The sequence below is a fragment of the Paenibacillus sinensis genome (genome assembly GCF_019904155.1).
Lineage (GTDB): Bacteria > Bacillota > Bacilli > Paenibacillales > Paenibacillaceae > Paenibacillus_AQ > Paenibacillus_AQ sinensis.
Genome location: NZ_JAHCMB010000148.1, coordinates 12373 through 30799 on the forward strand (window position 1 = coordinate 12373; position 18427 = coordinate 30799).

Below are 18427 nucleotides of genomic sequence, written 5' to 3' on the forward strand. Positions count from 1 at the left end.
TTGTAACCATTGCACTTGTAAATGCTGCCAGTGGGTGCGAAACTCCGTGAAAAGTCCTCTATTTTCTGCCTGAATTTGTTTCTGATAGAAGAAAAAGCGGCTTTTTTCATGTCAGATTTGTTATATTTAAGTACAAGAGTTCATATGCTGCACACTAATAACCGGACCTTATTCAACGGTAAATATCCGTCGCGATCATGGACACCGGCAAGATGTATCTTCTTATGGCAGGTTTTTTTTCGATTTTACACTGCGTTAACATTTCATCGCTCTGGAGAAGGTACAATGAATACGATGCAGGCAATATGATAAAATGGAGTATATTCATTCTGGTAGCCAATTTGGAGGAAACATGAGCGAAGAAGAGAAAAAACAACACAGCAGTCCATCCGCCGCCTATCTGAACCGGGACCTAAGCTGGATCGAGTTTAACCGGAGAGTCCTTCATGAGGCTCAGGACCCGGACAACCCTCTGCTGGAGCGGGCGAAGTTTCTAGGCATCGTATCAAGCAATCTCGATGAATTCATCAGTGTGCGTGTTGCGGGGATTCAGGACCAGATCCGGGCAGGCTATACCAAGAAGGATTTTACCGGATATACCCCTTCCGGTCTGCTCAAACGGCTGTATAAGCGCATCGGCCAGAGTGTGAACGAACAGTACCGCGCTTTCCGCGATCTGTCCCGCAGCTTACATAAAGAAGGCATCGTCTTCGTGGATTATGAGGGTTTGACCCATGCGCAGGAGACAGCCGTTGAGGACTATTACCGGGACATTATTTTTCCCGTGCTGACACCGATGGCCGTGGATCAAAGCCGCCCCTTTCCGCTTGTGCACAGCCTGTTCATCTACCTGGCTGTCGTACTGGGCAAGAAGGATCAGAAGGACCAAGAGGACGACGAGCTGTTCTTCGCCATCTTGCAAATTCCATCCAATCTGCCCCGGTGCATTCCGCTTCCTCACCGTTCGAACAGCAAGCGCCGGCAATTCATCTTCATTGAAGATGTGATCAGGGCTCATATCGGAACGCTCTTCAGCGGCTATCAGGCGCTTGCGGTGAATGAATTCCGGCTGACCCGAAACTCCGACCTCAGCATCGACGAGGAAGGCGCCGAGGACCTGCTCGAAGAGATTGAAAAAGAGCTCCGCAAACGGCGCCGCGGCGTACCTGTCCGGCTGGAGGTTCAGAAGGGCATCCACCCGTTCGCGCTGGAGCAGCTGCAGACCGAATTTGAAACCGAGCATTTTACCTTTGAAATTGATGGTCCCCTTGATCTTGGCTTCTTCCGCCAGTTCACCTCGGGTCTCAAGGGATACGGCTATCTCAATTATCCGCCGATAGAACCTGTCTATCCGGCCGAATTCGATGAAACGGAAGATTTCTTCGAGGTATTATCCAAGCGGGATGTTCTGGTGTACCATCCTTATGAATCGTTTGAGGCGATGATCGACTTCATTACCCAGGCCTCGGAGGATGATCAGGTTATGGCGATCAAAATGACGCTGTACCGCGTGAGCGGCAACTCGCCGCTAATCGGAGCGCTTGCGCATGCCGCGGAATCGGGCAAGCAGGTTACGGTTGTGGTTGAACTGAAGGCGAGGTTCGACGAGGAACGCAACATCGCCTGGGCCCGGAAGCTGGAGCAAGCAGGATGCCACGTCGTGTACGGTCTGGTCGGGCTGAAGACACATGCCAAGATCACGCTGATCGTCCGCCAAGAAGACAATGAGCTGCGTCGTTATGTTCATATCGGTACCGGCAATTATAATGAAAATACCGCCAAAATGTATACGGATATCAGCCTGTTCACCTCAAAGGACGAAATCGGACTTGACGCCTCGGAGCTATTCAATCAAATTACCGGTTATTCCTCGAACCGGGAATGGAACGCAATCGTCGTGGCTCCGAGCAGCATGAGCCTCAATCTGCGGAGATTGATCCAGCGGGAAAGTGAACATGCCGCCGCGGGACGTCCGGCCAGAGTCATCGCCAAGATGAACTCGCTGTCGAACCAGCAGGTCATCGACGATCTGTATGAAGCCAACGCGGCCGGCGTTACGATCGACCTGATCGTGCGGGGCGTATGCTGTCTTCGTCCGGGCGTACCTGATCTGAGCGAGCATATTACGGTCCGGAGCATTGTCGACCGGTTCCTGGAGCATTCCCGGATTTATTATTTCGAGAACGGCGGGGAGCCGGAAGTCTACATGTCCAGCGCCGACTGGATGACTCGGAATTTGACCCGGCGTGTAGAGCTGATGTGTCCAGTGAAAGATAAAGAGGCGCGTGAGCAGGTCGTTGAGATTCTGCGAATTTCGCTCCGGGACAATCTGAAATCCAGCTTCCTGACTCCAAGCGGGAATTATGAACGCCCGGACGACAAAGAGGCTCCTTATCGGAGCCAGTTCGAAGCCATGAAGGTCAGTGAGTGGAAGTATAAATCAAAGTAACCTTTAGATCCCAAGCGCTCTTGAATGCCTTGAGCGCATTATCGATTTCCTCAAGCCGAAGAAGCGGGCGTTCGCGTCCTGTCAGTTCGATGTCCAGCGTACTGCCTCTTTTTACCGGCTTGATCTGCTGTTCAATACCTAAATCGCTGCTGTCCAGAGCGGCGCTCAATTGCACTAGCGATCCGAGCTTATGAATCCAATTCTCGTCGGAAGCCAGAAGAATGTCCTTATGCTCGGCGGACAGCTTCTGCTTCCGGCTTTTTGTGCTGAAGGAAGCAATCAAGGCGCTGAGCACAAGCTGACGATGCGTCAATCCGCGAATCGGCGAGTTCATGAGCCAATACTGAGTGTGACGTTTGGACTGGTAATAATTGATGTTGGCTCCAAGGCGGTACAGCATGACGGAGACATAGATCAGCATCTTCTGCTCTTCCGTATGCTCATCCTCTTGCAGCGCATCATACAGAGCGCAGGCCAGCTTGCTGACAGAGTGCATAAAGCCGCTGGAGGCCTCCCGGTTAAGGCGCTGAAGCGTACCGAGACTGTACTCAAGAGCGCTTGCCCGGACCGGATGCTCCGGCTCCAGCAGATCATGCAGCATCCCTTCGCGCAGGCCTTCGCCGCTGATAACAGCCCCGCCTGCATCGATATACTGGTATACCGTATGAAAAATGATCAGTCCCGATACAATAATATCGGCACGGCTCTTGGATAGGCCATCTACATTTTTGCGCTTGTCGAAAGGCATAACCGGCAGCGTCTCCATGAATTTCTTCACCGTATCGGTGGACAGCGTGTACCCATGCGAATTGGGCAGCGAGTAATTCCGCTGCTTCTGGTCAATCTTGCCCAGGGTTCGGATCGTTCCGCCCAGCCCGTAGAGCAGAAGTCCTCTTCCCTCACGCAGCCATTCGCATTCCTCCAGACGTCCCTGCACATAGCTTTCCAGCTTCCGCACCTGCTCTCCGCTCCAGTTGCCGTTCTGCCCGAACATGACATTGGTGTTGACGGCTCCGAAGGGGAATGAGATGCTGTAGCAGTGTTTTCGGTTCCGGAACAAGGTGATTTCCGTACTCCCCCCGCCGATATCGATAACAAATCCATCCTGTGCATCAAAGGCGTTGATAACGCCGAGAAAACCGAAGTAAGCCTCCTGATGGCCGCTTACGATCTCAATAGGCAGTGAAGCCTGCTCCGACAGGTAATCAATGATTTCTACCGAATTGGCCGCATTGCGGATCGCCGCCGTTGCACCGGCGCGGATGCGTTCTGCACCATACATCCGGCACACGCTCTTGAACTGAAGCAGCACCGGCACTACCGGCTGCAGCTCATCCCGCTCCAGATATCCGTCTTTCGTAATTTTTTCGCTTAATCTGGCCGAATTTTTGCATTCCTTGATAATCCGGAACCCGCCCTCCGGCGTCGTCTCATAGATGACCAGCCTGATCGAGTTGGAGCCGATGTCGATGATCCCCACCCGGCTTAAGTAGTTATCCATACTTTGTCCCCTTTTTTTGTCGCTGAGCCTTATTATACATCCCTTTGCAGCATATTTACATTTTAAACGGTCCACATTTTTCTAAACCATAGCTTTCTTTCATGCAAAAATATTACATAAAAAACAAAGCTGCCCCATGCAGCCATTTCATGGCTTGTGGGACAGCTTCTAATCGCGTTACAATACTTTGCTGAGAAAATCCTTCGTACGGGAATGCTGCGGATTGCCGAACACCTCGGTCGGCGTGCCCTGCTCAACGATTACGCCGTCGTCCATGAACAAGATCCGGTCCCCCACTTCGCGTGCAAAGCCCATTTCATGGGTGACAATGACCATCGTCATCCCTTGAAGAGCCAGCTTCTTCATAACTTCCAGCACTTCTCCGACCATTTCGGGGTCAAGCGCGGAAGTCGGCTCGTCGAACAGCATGACATGCGGCTGCATCGCGAGCGCCCGGGCAATGGCGATCCGCTGCTTCTGGCCGCCGGAGAGCTGTGATGGATAGGCATCCATCTTGTCCTCAAGGCCAACCGTCCGCAGCAGCTCCATCGCCACCCGCTCCGCTTCGGCCGCTGACTGCTTCTTCACTTTAACCGGCGCCAGCGTAATATTCTCCAGTACCGTTTTATGCGGGAACAGATTAAACTGCTGGAAGACCATCCCCATTTTCTCACGAGTCGCATTGATGTCATGCTTGCGGTCTGTAATCGATGCCCCTTCGAAGGAAATCTCGCCACCGGTCGGCTGCTCCAGCAAATTCAGACAGCGCAGGAAGGTGCTTTTTCCCGAGCCGCTCGGCCCGATAACGACCACAACTTCTCCCTTTTGAATCGTCAAATCGATGCCTTTCAGAATTTCCAGTCTTCCGAATGATTTCTGCAGTTGATTAACGGTGATCACTGGCGCTCAATCTCCTTTCCAGTAGCCCAAGCAGCTTGGACAGCGCAAAGGTCAGCACAAAATACATCAAGGCGATGATCAGCAGCGGCGTCAGGCCGTCATAGGTAATGGACGTAATGGTACGCGCCTGCAGCAGCAGATCCGTAACACCGATCATGGCGACAATGGAGGATTCTTTGATAATGGTAATGAATTCGTTGCCGATCGCCGGCAGCACGCTCTTAAGCGCCTGGGGGAGCACAATGTACCGCATGGTCATCGCCTGTGTCATTCCGAGCGAGCGGGACGCTTCGGTCTGCCCCCGGTCAACGCCCTGAATGCCGGCCCGGAATATTTCCGCCAGGTAAGCGGAGCTGTTGATGGTCAAGGTGATAGCGCCCGACTGGATCGGCGAAAATTCCAGACCGACGGCTGGAAGACCGTAATGAATGAGGAAGAGCTGTACAAGCATCGGCGTGCCGCGCAGGAACTCAACCCAGGCCGTGGCGATCCATCGGAGAACAGCCCAGCGTGACATCCGCAGCAAGGCGACCACAATGCCCAGTACAAAGCCGCACAGCACCCCTATAACCGCCAGCAGCAGCGTATATTGAAGACCCGTCAGTAGCAGGTGACGGTAATCGTAAATCATATTGAAAAAAGTTGACATATAGCTATGGATAACCTCCTAGTCAGCAGGAATAAACAAGCGTGCAGCCATTATGCCTTAGCCTTCCAGAGGTAAGAGCGGGCGCACGCTTGTCCTGTTATTTGGGAAACCCCGGAATTATTTCGACTCGGCGAGCTCAGCGGCCTTGGTGACATATTCGTCGATTTTGCCGGAGGATTTCAGTTCGGCCAGCTTGTCGTTGATCTGCTTCAACAGATCGTCATTGCCCTTCTTCACACCAATCACGTATCCGTCATCTTCCACTTCAGGCTTGGCATCGGTGATGGCGAGTCCCTTGACGTTCTTCACAAAAGACTTCGCAACCGGGCCTTCCATGATGGAGGCATCCACGCGGTTGGATTGAAGCTGCAGCACGATATCCGAAATCTTGGCCAGCGAAGTCAGCTTCGCCCCTTCGATTCCCTTGGCGATATCTTCCTGAATCGATCCGGTCTGAATGCCGAGCTTGGCGCCTTTCAGCGAATCCATTGTGCTGAATTTGTCCTTGTCGGCTTCACGTACAACTACGGCCTGCTCTGCCTTGTAGTAGATGTCGGACAGACCGACGGCTTTGGCTCTTTCCGGCGTCGGGCTGAGGCCAGAGATGACCATATCCACCCGTCCGCTGGACAGCTCGTTCAGCAGCGAATCGAAAGGCAGATCCTTGATCTCCAGTTCCGCCCCCATGCTGGAAGCGATGTCCTTGGCGATATCGATGTCGAAGCCTACGATGGTATCTTTGCCATCAATGACCTTGTGGAATTCATAAGGCGGAAAATCCGCGCTTGTTCCAAGCGTAAGCGTCTTAGTCTGCGTGCTGTCAGCGTTGTTACCCGAAGCGGAACTCTCATTCGATGTATTTTTACTGTTCTGACCGCAGCCGGAAATAAGGCTTGCCGCAAGCAGCATCCCCATGGACATTTTTACCCATCTGTTCATCTGGATGTATCTCCCCTGTTCTCTCGTCGGGCGTCTTCACAGCCCTGTTCTATTTGTTAGGTGTTAGTTACATGTTACTTCGTCCCGGACCGATTTATTATAATTCATGTCGCATGATTATGCAAAGTTTTTTTCCGATATTATAGGCACACTATTTGGTAAGGGCGGGTTTCACCGGATGAAGATTGCGGGTATTTAGCTTCGTGACTTTGCTCCGTGTACGAACTACGCTGATTGGAGGAACTGTTATGCAATTGGAAGCTTTGTATCATGTACCGCGGGATAAATGGGCCTATGCTTACGACAGGGAAACCTTGCATCTGCGGATTCGGACCAAACGGGACGACGCCGCTGCAATAACCGTCATGACCGGTGATAAATATGATTGGGAGATAACCTGTGCCGAAGCCCAAATGGAGATTGCCGCATCGGATGACCTGTTCGATTATTGGGAAGCCTGCGTGAAGCCGAAATTCAGGCGCTTGTCCTATTATTTTCGGATTGAATCCGGGAGCGAGACGTTCTTCGTATGCGAAAAAGACATTCTGCGGGAAGCGCCTGTCCCACCCGTCGGCAATTTCGAATACCCGTTTATCCATCCGGTTGATTTGTTTGAGGTGCCTGCATGGGCCAAAGACGCCGTCTTCTACCAGATTATGCCGGAGCGGTTCGCCAATGGTGATTCCGGCAATGATCCGGAAGTAACGGAGCCTTGGGGCGGCAAGCCCGGGAGGGAAAATTTCTTCGGCGGGGATATTCAGGGGGTCATTGATCATCTGGATTACCTGACCGATCTCGGAATCAATGCGATCTATTTCACTCCCGTGTTCCTGTCACCCTCCAATCACAAGTACGATATCATCGATTACAAGCAGGTTGATCCCCATTTTGGTGATAACAATCTCCTGAAAGAACTGGTTGAGCGATGTCATGCCAGCGGTATCCGCGTGCTGCTCGATGCGGTATTTAACCATTGCAGCCGGGAATTTCCGGCTTTTCAGGATGTGTTGAAGCATGGAAAAGATTCAAAGTATGCGGAGTGGTTTCATATCAAGTCCTTCCCGCTTGAGGTTGTGGATGGCGTTCCGACGTACGACACCTTTGGGTTCTACCCGGATATGCCCAAATTCAATACGGCAAATCCGGAGGTGAAGGCCTATTTGCTGGATGTGGCTGAATACTGGATCAAGGAGATCAAGCTGGACGGCTGGAGGCTCGATGTCGCGGATGAAATCGACCACCGGTTCTGGCGGGAATTCCGTCAGGTCGCGAAGCGGGCAAATCCGGAGGCCTATATCGTCGGCGAGGTATGGAGCGATTCGCTGTCCTGGCTGCTTGGCGACCAGTTCGACTCGGTCATGAACTATCCGTTCGCACGAACGGTTCTGGAGTTCTTTGGGGGCAAAATGGACAGCCGGACGTTCAGCTGCAAAATCAGCTCACTCCTGATGCGCTATCCGCAGCAGACCAATGAAGTGATCTTCAATCTGCTGTGCAGCCATGATACCCCCCGCCTGTTGAGCTGCCTGGAGGAAGACAAACGGCGGATGAAGCTGGCGGTCGCTTTTCTGTTCACCTTCATCGGCACGCCTTGTATTTTCTATGGCGATGAGGTAGGACTGACGGGCGGAGTCGATCCGGACTGCCGGAAGTGCATGGAATGGGACCCGAATAAACAGGACCGTGAGCTTCATGATTTTTACCGGACCCTGATCAAGCTGCGAAAAGACCACGCTGCCCTCCGCAGCGGCCGTTACCGGATACTGAAAGCTTGCCGGGACGAACTCTGCTTCGTGTTCGAGAGAGCTGACAATAAGCAGCATATTACGGTCTGGATGAACAATTTTGATGAGCCGCGCATCCTTTCGCTTCCACTTGAGGGGGATGACTGGAAGGATGTCTTTACCGGGGACACTGTGAAGACGGAAGGCGGCAATATGAGCCTCCCGTTAGAGCCGTTCGGCTTCCGGATTTTATCGCGAGGGCTGAAAGCATAAGGCTTAGAGAAGATTAAATCTTTCTCATTACGCTGGCATGCACACCTGCAGCTCATAGCCGATGCTTCATCTGCAACAAAAAGGCGTGCTTTCTTCCCGAGCCGATGCCCGGCGGAAAGCACGCCTTTGTTGATGTTATCTCCTGTAATTAGGGAGGATTTTAGTCTTCGTCCACCGCAACGCCGGAAGTGGCGGATTCGAATTCGGGCTGCGGCGATAAACTCCGGTAGATTGCGGCATATTGCTCTGCCGATACATCCCAGCTATAATCGCCGGCGAAGGCATTGCGGGTCACACGCTTCCAATGCTCCGGCTGATGGTAGAAGGACACGGCACGGCGCAGCGTATACATCATGTCATGAGCGTTGTAATCATGGAACGTGAAGCCGTTCCCTTCTCCGGTTAATTCATTATAGGCATGCACGGTATCGTTCAGACCTCCCGTCTCCCGGACAACCGGAATGCTGCCGTATCGCAGCGCCAGCAGCTGGCTGATACCGCATGGCTCGAACTTCGACGGCATCAGGAACAGATCGCTGGCGGCGTATATTTTGCGCGAGAGCTCGTCGCTGAACCTGATCTGGGATGAGAGCTTCGTCGGATAGCGCCATGCCGCTTCACGGAACCAGCTTTCATAGGCCCCGTCTCCGGTTCCCAGCAGCACGAACTGGATATTGTCGTAATAGAGCATTTCGTCCATCACCCGGGTAACCAGATCCAGACCTTTGGAATCGACGAGCCGGGTCACCATGGCAACCATCGGAATATGCGGTGCGACCGGAAGTCCAAGCTCTTGCTGAAGCCCTAGTTTGTTCTCAAGCTTCTTGGCCAGACTCGTGCGGTATTTGGAGAAAATTTTGGAATCGGTGGCGGGGTTATATGCTTTTGTATCTATGCCGTTGACGATTCCGCTCAAATGATCGGCGCGGGCGTTAAGCAGCCCGTCCAGACCGTACCCGAAATATGGTGTCCGGATTTCCTCGGAGTAGGTTGGACTGACCGTTGTGACATGATCGCTGAATACGATTCCGCCCTTCATAAAATTCACGTTGCCGTAATACTCCACGCTGGGGAAGTAGCTGCTGTCCAGCCCCAGCAGATCGCCCAGAACCTCGTAAGGGAATACACCCTGATACAGGAGGTTATGTATGGTGAAGACGGTGCGCATCTTGCTGTAGAACGGCTGGCTGCGGTAATGCCCCTCCAGCAGCAGGGGAACGACGGCGGTGTGCCAGTCATGGCAATGAATAACATCCGCCTGAAAGCCAATTACCGGCAGGATCTCAAGCACCGCCCGGTTGAAGAAAGAGAAGCGTTCGCCATCGTCCATGTAGCCGTAGATGCCGTCCCGGGCGAAATAGTATTCGTTATCAATGAAGTAAAACGGGACGCCCTCATGTACGATGCGCTCGATCCCGCAGTATTGGTTCCGCCAGCCGACAGGAACCTGGATCACCCCGACCGGCTCCATCCGGGAACGGTACTGCTCGGGAATGCCTCGATATTTGGGGAGCACCACCCTCACGTCCACTCCGGCTTCCTTCAGCGCTTTGGGCAGTGCTCCGATCACATCGGCAAGACCACCTGTCTTGATAAAAGGATGACCTTCCGCAGCGGCAAACAGCACTTTCATGGCTTTTCCTCCTCTGGTTATAAGTTATTTCTTCTCCTTGCCGCCGGACTTGGAGCCAGAAGCATGATCCGCAGAACCGGACTTCTCTATCCTGGATGATGCCCTGCTTGTCTTGGAACGCGCTGTACGGCTGCTCCTTGTAGTTGTAGCAGTTTCACCGGGCGTACCGGATGAGACCTGCAGGGCTGCCGGATCATCCTCTTTAGCCCGGCGTCCTCGCTTCTTCAGAATAACCATGCTGAGAGGAGACAGCGTCAGCTCCAGGCTGTTCGGCTGATGATGCATCTCTTTCTTCTGCGTCTTCAGCGGCTCCAGATCGGTCCCTGTGCCACCGAACTCCTCCTTGCCGGAGTGAAAGACGATATCGTATGTTCCCGGCTTCGGAACGCCGATCCGGTAAGAATGCCGCTCCACCGGCTGGAAATTAATCAGGATGATGAGCATATCGCCCGGTTTTTTTCCCTTGCGGATGTAAGAGAGGACGCTTTGCCCGCTGTCGTTGGCCGAGATCCATTGATATCCCTCGAAGCTGTGATCCAGCTCCCAGAGCGCTTTTTCAGCCAAATAAAAATGATTCAGCGCAGCCGTATAAGCCCGCATCTTCCGGTGGCTGTCGTAAGCGAGCAGCAGCCAGTCCAGTTCCTCCTGATCCTTCCACTCGATGAACTGTCCGAACTCTCCGCCCATGAATAGCAGCTTCTTGCCAGGGCTTGTCATCTGGTACCCCAGCAGCAGCCGCAGTCCGGCGAATTTCTGCTCATAAGTGCCAGGCATTTTGCTAAGCAGCGACTTCTTGCCGTGAACCACCTCGTCATGAGACAACGGCAGCGTATAGTTCTCGGAGTATGCATATGCAATCGGGAAGGTGAGCAGGTTATGATGATGCGGCCGTTCGATGAAATCCTTCTCGACATAAGCCAGCGTATCGTTCATCCAGCCCATGTTCCATTTATAGTTGAATCCCAGTCCGCCTTCGTACACAGGGGCCGTTACACCCGGCCACGCGCTGGATTCTTCAGCCATCATCAGCGCGTTCGGATAGTGATGGAACACGACCGTATTCAGCTTCTGGATAAATTCGATGGCCTCCAGATTCTCCATCCCTCCGTTGGCGTTGCGCCGGTACTGCCCTTCGCGCTTCTCGAAATCGAGACGGAGCATGCTGGTTACGGCATCCACCCTCATTCCGTCGATATGGTAGTACTCATACCAGAAGAGCGCATTGGAGATCAGGAACGAGCGCACCTCCGGCTTGCCGAAGTCAAAAGACAGCGTGCCCCATCCCGGCTTCTCCGCCATCAAGGGATCGCGATATTCAAAGGCTGGGGTTCCGTCAAACATTCGCAGACCTGGAGCGTCTTTGGCAAAATGGGCGGGTACCCAGTCGAGAATGACGCCAATGTTCGCCTGATGGAGCCGGTCAATCAGTGTCATGAGCCCATGCGGCTCGCCGAACCGGCTGGTCGCGGCGTAATAGCCTGTACCTTGATAACCCCATGACAGGTCATAAGGATGCTCAGCCAGCGGCATAAATTCAACGTGAGTGTAACCCAGCTCCCGGAGATAAGGAATCAGCAGATCTGCGATTTCGATATAGGAATACAGCTCTCCGCCTTCCTTGCGGTGAATGTTCTCCTTCTGCCGCCATGTCGCCAGATGCATTTCGTAAATATTCAAGGGCTTGTCATACAGCAATTTGCTGCGGCGCCTCCAGGAAGCGTCTCCCCACTTATAGCCGTCCAGCTTCGTTACAACCGAGGCTGTCGCGGGGCGAACTTCGGACATGAAGCCGTAAGGATCGGCTTTTAGAAAGCTGGACCCGTCCGGTCCCTTGATGCGGTATTTGTAAAATGTTCCCTGCAAAACTCCGGGAAAAAAACGAGTCCATATTCCCGATTCGGGTATCTTATATAACGAGTCCTCTTCGCGGTTTCCGTCCCATCCGTTCCGGTCGCAGGCCAGGCCTACATATTCCGCGTTGGGAGCCCAAACAGTGAAACGCACTCCGGATTGGCCCTCCTCCACTGCAGTATGAGCGCCCAGCATCCGGTAGCTGCGATAATTTGTGCCTTCATGAAACAAATAAATATCCTCGGGTGACGGCATGGTTACTCCTGCTTGTCGCTCAGCCAAATGAATACCACCTTTTCTAATAAATAGAGACATGTCTTTTTTGTGTTAGCAAAGCTGCGCATGCGGGGTATTTCCATACAGGATACACCTAATACATTAACCCAATTCCTAACATTTGAAAATAACGCTAAGGGGAGTTTATTTGAGCAAAAAATCACGAGTTTTTTTCGTTGGAATCAACCGAAACATTACCTCATATACTTCATCCATGCTCATTTTGGCGTCGATTCAAACCTAAATCGCCAGGTTATATAACATACATTGGCAATGACAATGACAAACATCACCACTAGATGGAGGGGTTCACATGAGTAAAAAAGATTGCATCGCCATGCTTCTTGCAGGAGGCGAAGGGCGCAGACTTGCTCCTCTTACATCAGGCATGGCCAAACCCGCCGTGCCATTCGGCGGACATTACCGAATCATAGACTTTCCCCTCAGCAACTGTGTGAATTCCGGAATTGATACGGTCGGAGTCCTGACGCAATATGCGGCGGAGTCCCTGCACAGCCATATCGGAGAAGGTGAGCCCTGGGGCCTCCGGACCGAGGCAGACAAAGGAATCGCGCTCCTGCCTTCCGGCACCGAGCAAAAAGGCAGCTATGCAGGAACCGCTGACGCAATTTATAAGAACATCAATTATATAGACAGCCTGGACCCGGAGCATGTGCTGATCCTCTCCGGCGACCATATTTATCATATGGACTACCGCCAAATGCTGGAATACCATCAGCAGACGGATGCGAATGCAACCATTTCCGTTATGGAGGTTCCATGGGAACAGGCGAGCCGTTTCGGCGTAATGAATGTAAATGAGAAGCTCCAAATTACGGACTTTGTCGAAAAACCCCCGAAGCCGCTGAGCAATCTTGCCTCGATGGGCATTTACCTGTTCCGCTGGAGCTACCTCAAGTCGCATCTTCTAGAGGATGCAGCGTGCAGCGCTTCCAGCCATGACTTCGGCAAGGATGTTATTCCTGCGATGCTGCGAAGCGACGATTCCCTGTTCGCCTACCGCTTCAAGGGGTACTGGCGCGATGTCGGCACCGTTGAGAGCCTGTGGGAAGCCCACATGGATCTGCTGGCCGGCGACAATGATTGGGGTCTCGACATCAGCCAGTGGCCGATGTACAGCCGCAAGCTGGTAACCAGACCGGCGGCTATCCGCTGCAAGGCACAGGGTTCATCACATAATGCTCTGATCAGCGAGCTCGCCTCCATCGAAGGCGTTGTGAAGCGCTCCGTCGTATTCGCCAATGTGGAAATCGGCAAATCGTCAACCGTCAAGAACAGTGTCATCATGCCCGGTGCCCGGATCGGCAAAAGCGTCTATATCGAAAATGCCATTATCGGCGAGGACGCCGTCATCATGGACGGCACTGTTGTGACGGGCAGCGTAGATACGATTACCGTAATCGGCCCGCGCGAGACGGTCGCCCCCAAGCCGGTCATCCGCACCCAGCCTTCCCGGCTGTTCCAGGAAGTCTACGAGAACACAAGCCGGCTGCGCGCCGGCGGATTGCTGTCCTGAACGGGTGCAGCTTGCCTTCAGGAAGGCCGCTTCAGTCCTTCGCCTGCGCGATAAGAAAAAGGGTGGTTTCCCGATCCTTTCCGGAAACCACCCTTTTTGTGCTGCTGCTAAATACTCATTGGAAGATTGAGCCTCTGATCTCCTTCCATTCCCTGTCCAGCATCGCCATGTCGATCAGATTGACATAGCGGTCGCCGAAGCGGGCGGCTTCCACCTGCTCGCCTTCTCTGCGAAACCCGAGCGACTCGTATAAGGAGATGGCGGAAGCATTGAAATCGAACACGCCCAGAGCCAGCCGGTGCAGCTTCAAGCCCTCAAAGCCGATTCGCATGGCTTCAGCCATCATGCGCCGGCCATAGCCCTGGCCCCGGCTATCAGGGGCCAGCACGACGCGGCCGATTCGGCCATGCCCATTATCGCGGTCAATGCCCGCGAGACTGATATGGCCGATGATGCGGCCGCTGGCGGAATGGACGGCGCTGTATGCCAGTAGTCCGGATACGGCGGGCCGGTTCGCCTCGCGGATATACTCCGCGAGCTCTTCTTGCGGCAGCGGGAAATGCAGCGAAGGACCCGCCCATTGCTTCAGCGACTCGGCGGAAGCACTCCAGCTCGCAAGAACGCCGAAGTCCGGCTCAGCAAAATACTGAAGCCGGATCGCCTTTACGTCATCGCCATCCTCTATTTTCTCATACAGATTCACCAGCCGGCCGCCCCCGGCATCATTCGTTCCCATGTATCGGAAGCCCTGCGTCTGGTAGTAACGGTTAAGCTTCACGTTGTACTCGATCGTATCAAGCCGCAGACCTTGGTGGCCGCAGGCTTTCGCATTCACAGCCGCATACTTCAGCAGCTCCCCGCCGATGCCCGAGCCCCGGAAGGGAAGTGCCACAGCCAGCCGGTGCAGATAGGCATAACGGTCATCGTTGCGCCCTCCCCAGTATTGGGGATCGCCGAACTGCAGCGTGAATACAGCCGCAGGGATGTCGTCCTTGAAGGCCATATAGACTTCTCTTTCAGTGAAATACCGCCGCACTTCTCCGTCGGTGAACTGATCCGGATTCCATTGGGTCAGCCCTGTCGTCTGCATCCAGCCCGCCGCGTCGCGCAGCAGCTTCACTGCCGCCTCCGTCTGATCCTCCTGAACGCGTCTCACTGCAAGATGCCCTATCGATGTCTCAATCTCTCCCGTGTTCGGCAAACTCACTGTTCCTTCTCCTCCTGCTCCCCATGTTCCTCGGCCGCCGGCAAGGCGCGTGGCTGCCCTTCACCCGGGAGCACTACAGGCTCCGCCTGCGGCAAATAGACCGTAACCTGCGTTCCTTTGCCTAGTTCGCTGTCTATTTCGATGGTGCCGCCATGCAGCTCCACAATCTGTTGGGAAATCGCGAGTCCCAGACCGGTGCCGCCGTTGAGCGAGTCGACCTGGAAGAACCGGTCCTTCACGCGGTGCAAATGCTCCTGGCTGATTCCGATTCCGCTGTCCTGAACGATAATCTCCGCTTCCTCCGCATTCACCTTGCGGGCGGAGATCAGAATATTGGAATCTTCATACGAGAATTTGACCGCATTATCGGCCAGGTTCAGAAATACCTGCTTCAGCCGGTTCGCATCCCCTCTTACATAAAGGCCTTCCTCGGCCTCCAATACGAGACGGATACTCTTCTTCTCCGCTTTGGCCCATAAATTCAACACGATCTCCTGTAGCAGCTCTCTAACGGCCACCGTTCCGATCGACAGCTTCATCTCGTTCTGCTGCAGTTTGGAGAAATCCAGAATTTCCTCCACCAAGCCGATCAGCCGGTCGCTTTCCTTCGAAATAATGCTCATCCCGAGCTTGGTCTCCTCGGGATCATACCCGCCGGAGATCAGCGTCTCGCTCCAGCCCTTGATGCTGGTCAGCGGGGTTCTCAGCTCATGGGAAATCGAGGAGATGAAATCATCCTTGATCTGATTGCTCCTTACGATCTCCTGGGCCATGTAATTCAGGGTGCTCGCAAGCTCCCCGATCTCGTACCGGTAGTCGCCCTTGATTCTCATGTTGAACTTGCCCTTGGCCATCTGGGCGGAGACGGCGGTAATATTATTCAGCGGCTTGATAATGGAATTGGCAAGTCCGAAGCTGAACGCAGTCACAACCGCCAGAACCGCGACCACAATTCCAGCCGACAGAAGAGTCACGTTGAACAGGTCGCTGTCCACACGCTCCACGGATGTGACATATCGCAGGACGTATGTATCCCGTCCATGGATTTGCAGCACCTTTGACACCGCCATTACGCTCTCGTTCGTACCCGGCTGGCGGCCAACCCATCTGCCGACACCGCCGCCCACCGCCTCCGGCACATCGCTCGTCGTGATCGTCCGGTCAGGCTGAAAGCCCGTCGAGCTTGTAATCATGTTGCCGTCCAGGGTAAGCAGCTGAAGCTCCGTATTACTCAGCTCAAAGGTGCTCAGCAGCTCCTGGAGCGACACCGGAGAATCCTCTCCGTTCGATAGCCTGTAGAAATATTCCGCCTGGCTGATTTGCGTCGTGATCCGTGTGTATATACTGTCGTAATAGTAGGTCCTTATGACGATCAGAAAGATGACTTCAACCAGGAGAAGCGCCAGAAAGACAACCAGGATATAGTGTAAAACAATTTGTCTGCGCATCCCCTTCTTGATCATTGTCCCTGGCCTTTCCACTTATAGCCATGTCCCCAGACGGTCTGCAGATATTCGGGTTCGGAAGGGTTTCTCTCGATCTTCTGGCGGAGACGGCGGATATTGACATCAACGATCTTCGGATCGCCCATGTATTCCTTGCCCCACACATGGTCAAGCAGCAGATCGCGGCTGAGCGGCGTATTCTCCTTCTCCAGAAAGAACTGTACGAGCGAGAATTCGGTCGGAGTCAGCTCGATAAGCTCCCCCTCCCGTTTGAACTGTTTGGCGATCAGATCGAGCGTGAACGGTCCGGAGTGGAAGGACACCTTGGCCGATTGCTCCCGGTGCACGTTCACTCTCCGCAGAAGCGACTGGATGCGGGCGATCAGCTCCGTCGGACTGAAGGGCTTGCTGACATGGTCGTCAGCGCCTACAGACAAGGCATAGACCTTATCCTGCTCCTGCACTTTGGCTGTCAGAAAAATAATCCCGATCCGTTCGTTGCTCTCCCGGACGCGCCGGCATACTTCAAACCCGTCGATGCCCGGAACCATAACGTCCAGCAGAGCGATATCGATATCGGGATTGGCGTTCAGCTTGGACAGCGCTTCGTTGCCGTCCGCCGCCTCCAGCACCTCGAACCCGTTCCGCTTCAAATTGATGACGATAAAACTGCGGATTGAATCTTCATCTTCCAGTATCAGTACCTTACTCATTGATTCCCTTCCTCTCTACAGGTGCCGTTCCGGCTCCCTTCTTGATTCCGTTCGCATTCTGCTCCAGCTTGCCCCGGTAGGCGATAATGCGGTCCGCGTCGCGTCCCCAGAACTGCCAGCCGTTGTTCTTCATTAAATCCCATTCCTCCGCCGAGAAGAAGGAGATTTCGGCCACCGTCTCGCCCGTGTCCGAGAGAACGAACCGGAGATACTGGTTCTGTACCGATTTGGGGTCTACGGTTACCTTGCCATGCCAAGAAGGCGGAAAGTCCAGCGTATACCGATCCGAAGGATCGCGGTACTGCTGCAGGGCGAAGATCAACCCCTCCTTGCCGTCCCATTTATAGTAGGAGTAGAACCAGGGGACTGCGTCGGCGTCGACGTTCTCCCAGCCTGACGGCCTTTCCATCAATCCGATTTCAATAATGCCGTCGCCGTCGATATCCGTGCTCGGAATGCGGCTGTCCTTGAAGGTGCGATCGTCGCCCGACAGCACTACCCGGAAACGGTTGTTCTCCATGACCACCATGTAGCTGTATGCCGAATGGGAATTCACAGCTGCATCAAGCACGATGCCCTCCTTGTTCTGGGCAACCTTGCCGACGACGATATTGTAGTAATTATTGATATAGGGGTCCAGGTTCTCCAGACGGTCCAGCTCCTTGAATGCTCCCGAGCTGTACTGATAGGTTGTCAGCGTCGAGGATTCATTCCGCTTCAGGGAGACAACGGTAATATCATCCTTGCCGTCCCCGTTCAGATCGTCAATTACGTACTTGGTGTAAGAGAGCGTCAGCTTCTCCTCCAGCGTATTCCCCGAATAGCTGTATACGACGAGACCCTTCTGAAGTCCTTCGTCTCCGCGCGAATATCCGACGACGATCTCCGGTATTCCATCTCCGGTCACATCGCGAATCTCCACGGATTCCAGCACAGTACCCGCGCCGTCGAAAGTCAGTTTCTTCACCCAGGAGTCTCCCTGCTTCGCAAGGATCATCCCGTGAATCTGGACCGCCTCGCCGGGCGTCTCGTAGAAGACAAGCGATTCCTCAACGCCGTCCCCGTTCAAATCCTCCGTCCGGATGGAGCTGTCGTCATCATTGGTCGGACGGATTAGCTTAAGCGAGTTGATGGCGGCCATTAGCGTCGCCTTATCCTCGGAGAGTCTCGGGGTCTTCATCCGCGATACAGGATCGCTGATGAAGGTGCAGCCCGACAGCAGCGTCAGGGCGAGCATCGCCGCAGACGCCCTCCGGATGGTCGATCTTCCCGCCGGAAATACCCTTGCGGCTAGACTGCGAATATTCAATGAAATCACTCTTTCATAGCT

At 53.8% G+C, this 18427-nt stretch carries 13 protein-coding genes; 3 read left to right on the forward strand and 10 right to left on the reverse strand.

All coding sequences use genetic code 11. The features are described from left to right. Nucleotides 1–352: 352 nt before the first annotated feature. On the forward strand, nt 353–2449 hold the full coding sequence (gene ppk1 / locus KIH86_RS16310) for a polyphosphate kinase 1 (protein ID WP_223087574.1): 2097 nt from the start codon (nt 353–355) through the stop codon (nt 2447–2449). Here the strand turns inward: ppk1 and KIH86_RS16315 are convergent. The 4 genes from KIH86_RS16315 to KIH86_RS16330 form a co-directional block, all read right to left on the reverse strand. Then, nucleotides 2421–3950, reverse strand: a complete 1530-nt coding sequence (locus tag KIH86_RS16315) for a Ppx/GppA phosphatase family protein (protein WP_223087572.1) — start codon at nt 3948–3950, stop codon at nt 2421–2423. The genes ppk1 and KIH86_RS16315 overlap by 29 nt on opposite strands. Before the next feature lie 177 nt (nt 3951–4127). Next, nucleotides 4128–4850, reverse strand: a complete 723-nt coding sequence (locus tag KIH86_RS16320; RefSeq protein ID WP_223087570.1) for an amino acid ABC transporter ATP-binding protein — start codon at nt 4848–4850, stop codon at nt 4128–4130. Next, nucleotides 4837–5499 (reverse strand): amino acid ABC transporter permease, encoded by a 663-nt coding sequence (locus KIH86_RS16325; protein ID WP_223087568.1) that lies wholly within the window; start codon nt 5497–5499, stop codon nt 4837–4839. The genes KIH86_RS16320 and KIH86_RS16325 overlap by 14 nt, the downstream gene beginning before the upstream one ends. 117 nt (nt 5500–5616) lie before the next feature. Beyond that, a complete protein-coding gene (locus KIH86_RS16330; RefSeq protein ID WP_223087566.1) occupies nt 5617–6438 on the reverse strand; it encodes a transporter substrate-binding domain-containing protein in 822 nt (273 codons plus the stop codon). A 248-nt stretch (nt 6439–6686) separates the two neighbouring features. On the opposite strand from KIH86_RS16330, the gene KIH86_RS16335 reads away from it, so the two are divergent. Beyond that, entirely contained in the window at nt 6687–8435 is a 1749-nt protein-coding gene (locus KIH86_RS16335; RefSeq protein ID WP_223087564.1) for an alpha-glycosidase, read from the forward strand. A 160-nt stretch (nt 8436–8595) separates the two neighbouring features. Here the strand turns inward: KIH86_RS16335 and glgA are convergent, their stop codons facing one another. Both glgA and glgB read right to left on the reverse strand, forming a co-directional pair. Then, nucleotides 8596–10068 (reverse strand): glycogen synthase GlgA, encoded by a 1473-nt coding sequence (gene glgA, locus KIH86_RS16340; RefSeq protein WP_223087562.1) that lies wholly within the window; start codon nt 10066–10068, stop codon nt 8596–8598. A gap of 24 nt (nt 10069–10092) precedes the next feature. Continuing rightward, nucleotides 10093–12174, reverse strand: a complete 2082-nt coding sequence (glgB, locus tag KIH86_RS16345; RefSeq protein WP_223087773.1) for a 1,4-alpha-glucan branching protein GlgB — start codon at nt 12172–12174, stop codon at nt 10093–10095. A 334-nt stretch (nt 12175–12508) separates the two neighbouring features. On the opposite strand from glgB, the gene KIH86_RS16350 reads away from it, so the two are divergent. Next, complete coding sequence (locus KIH86_RS16350) at nt 12509–13732, forward strand: glucose-1-phosphate adenylyltransferase (protein WP_223087560.1); 1224 nt, start codon at nt 12509–12511, stop codon at nt 13730–13732. A gap of 115 nt (nt 13733–13847) precedes the next feature. Here the strand turns inward: KIH86_RS16350 and KIH86_RS16355 are convergent, their stop codons facing one another. Genes KIH86_RS16355 through KIH86_RS16370 form a run of 4 tightly spaced genes read right to left on the reverse strand, consistent with a single transcriptional unit; the run spans nt 13848 to nt 18406 of the window. Beyond that, nucleotides 13848–14939 (reverse strand): GNAT family N-acetyltransferase, encoded by a 1092-nt coding sequence (locus tag KIH86_RS16355; RefSeq protein WP_223087558.1) that lies wholly within the window; start codon nt 14937–14939, stop codon nt 13848–13850. Next, entirely contained in the window at nt 14936–16402 is a 1467-nt protein-coding gene (locus KIH86_RS16360; protein WP_223087556.1) for a HAMP domain-containing sensor histidine kinase, read from the reverse strand. Before KIH86_RS16360 ends, KIH86_RS16355 begins: the two co-directional genes overlap by 4 nt. Then, nucleotides 16399–17097, reverse strand: coding sequence for a response regulator transcription factor (locus KIH86_RS16365; protein ID WP_038696429.1), 699 nt, complete (start codon nt 17095–17097; stop codon nt 16399–16401). The genes KIH86_RS16360 and KIH86_RS16365 overlap by 4 nt, the downstream gene beginning before the upstream one ends. Then, complete coding sequence (locus KIH86_RS16370) at nt 17090–18406, reverse strand: hypothetical protein (RefSeq protein WP_235775449.1); 1317 nt, start codon at nt 18404–18406, stop codon at nt 17090–17092. The genes KIH86_RS16365 and KIH86_RS16370 overlap by 8 nt, the downstream gene beginning before the upstream one ends. Between the last annotated feature and the right edge of the window lie 21 nt (nt 18407–18427).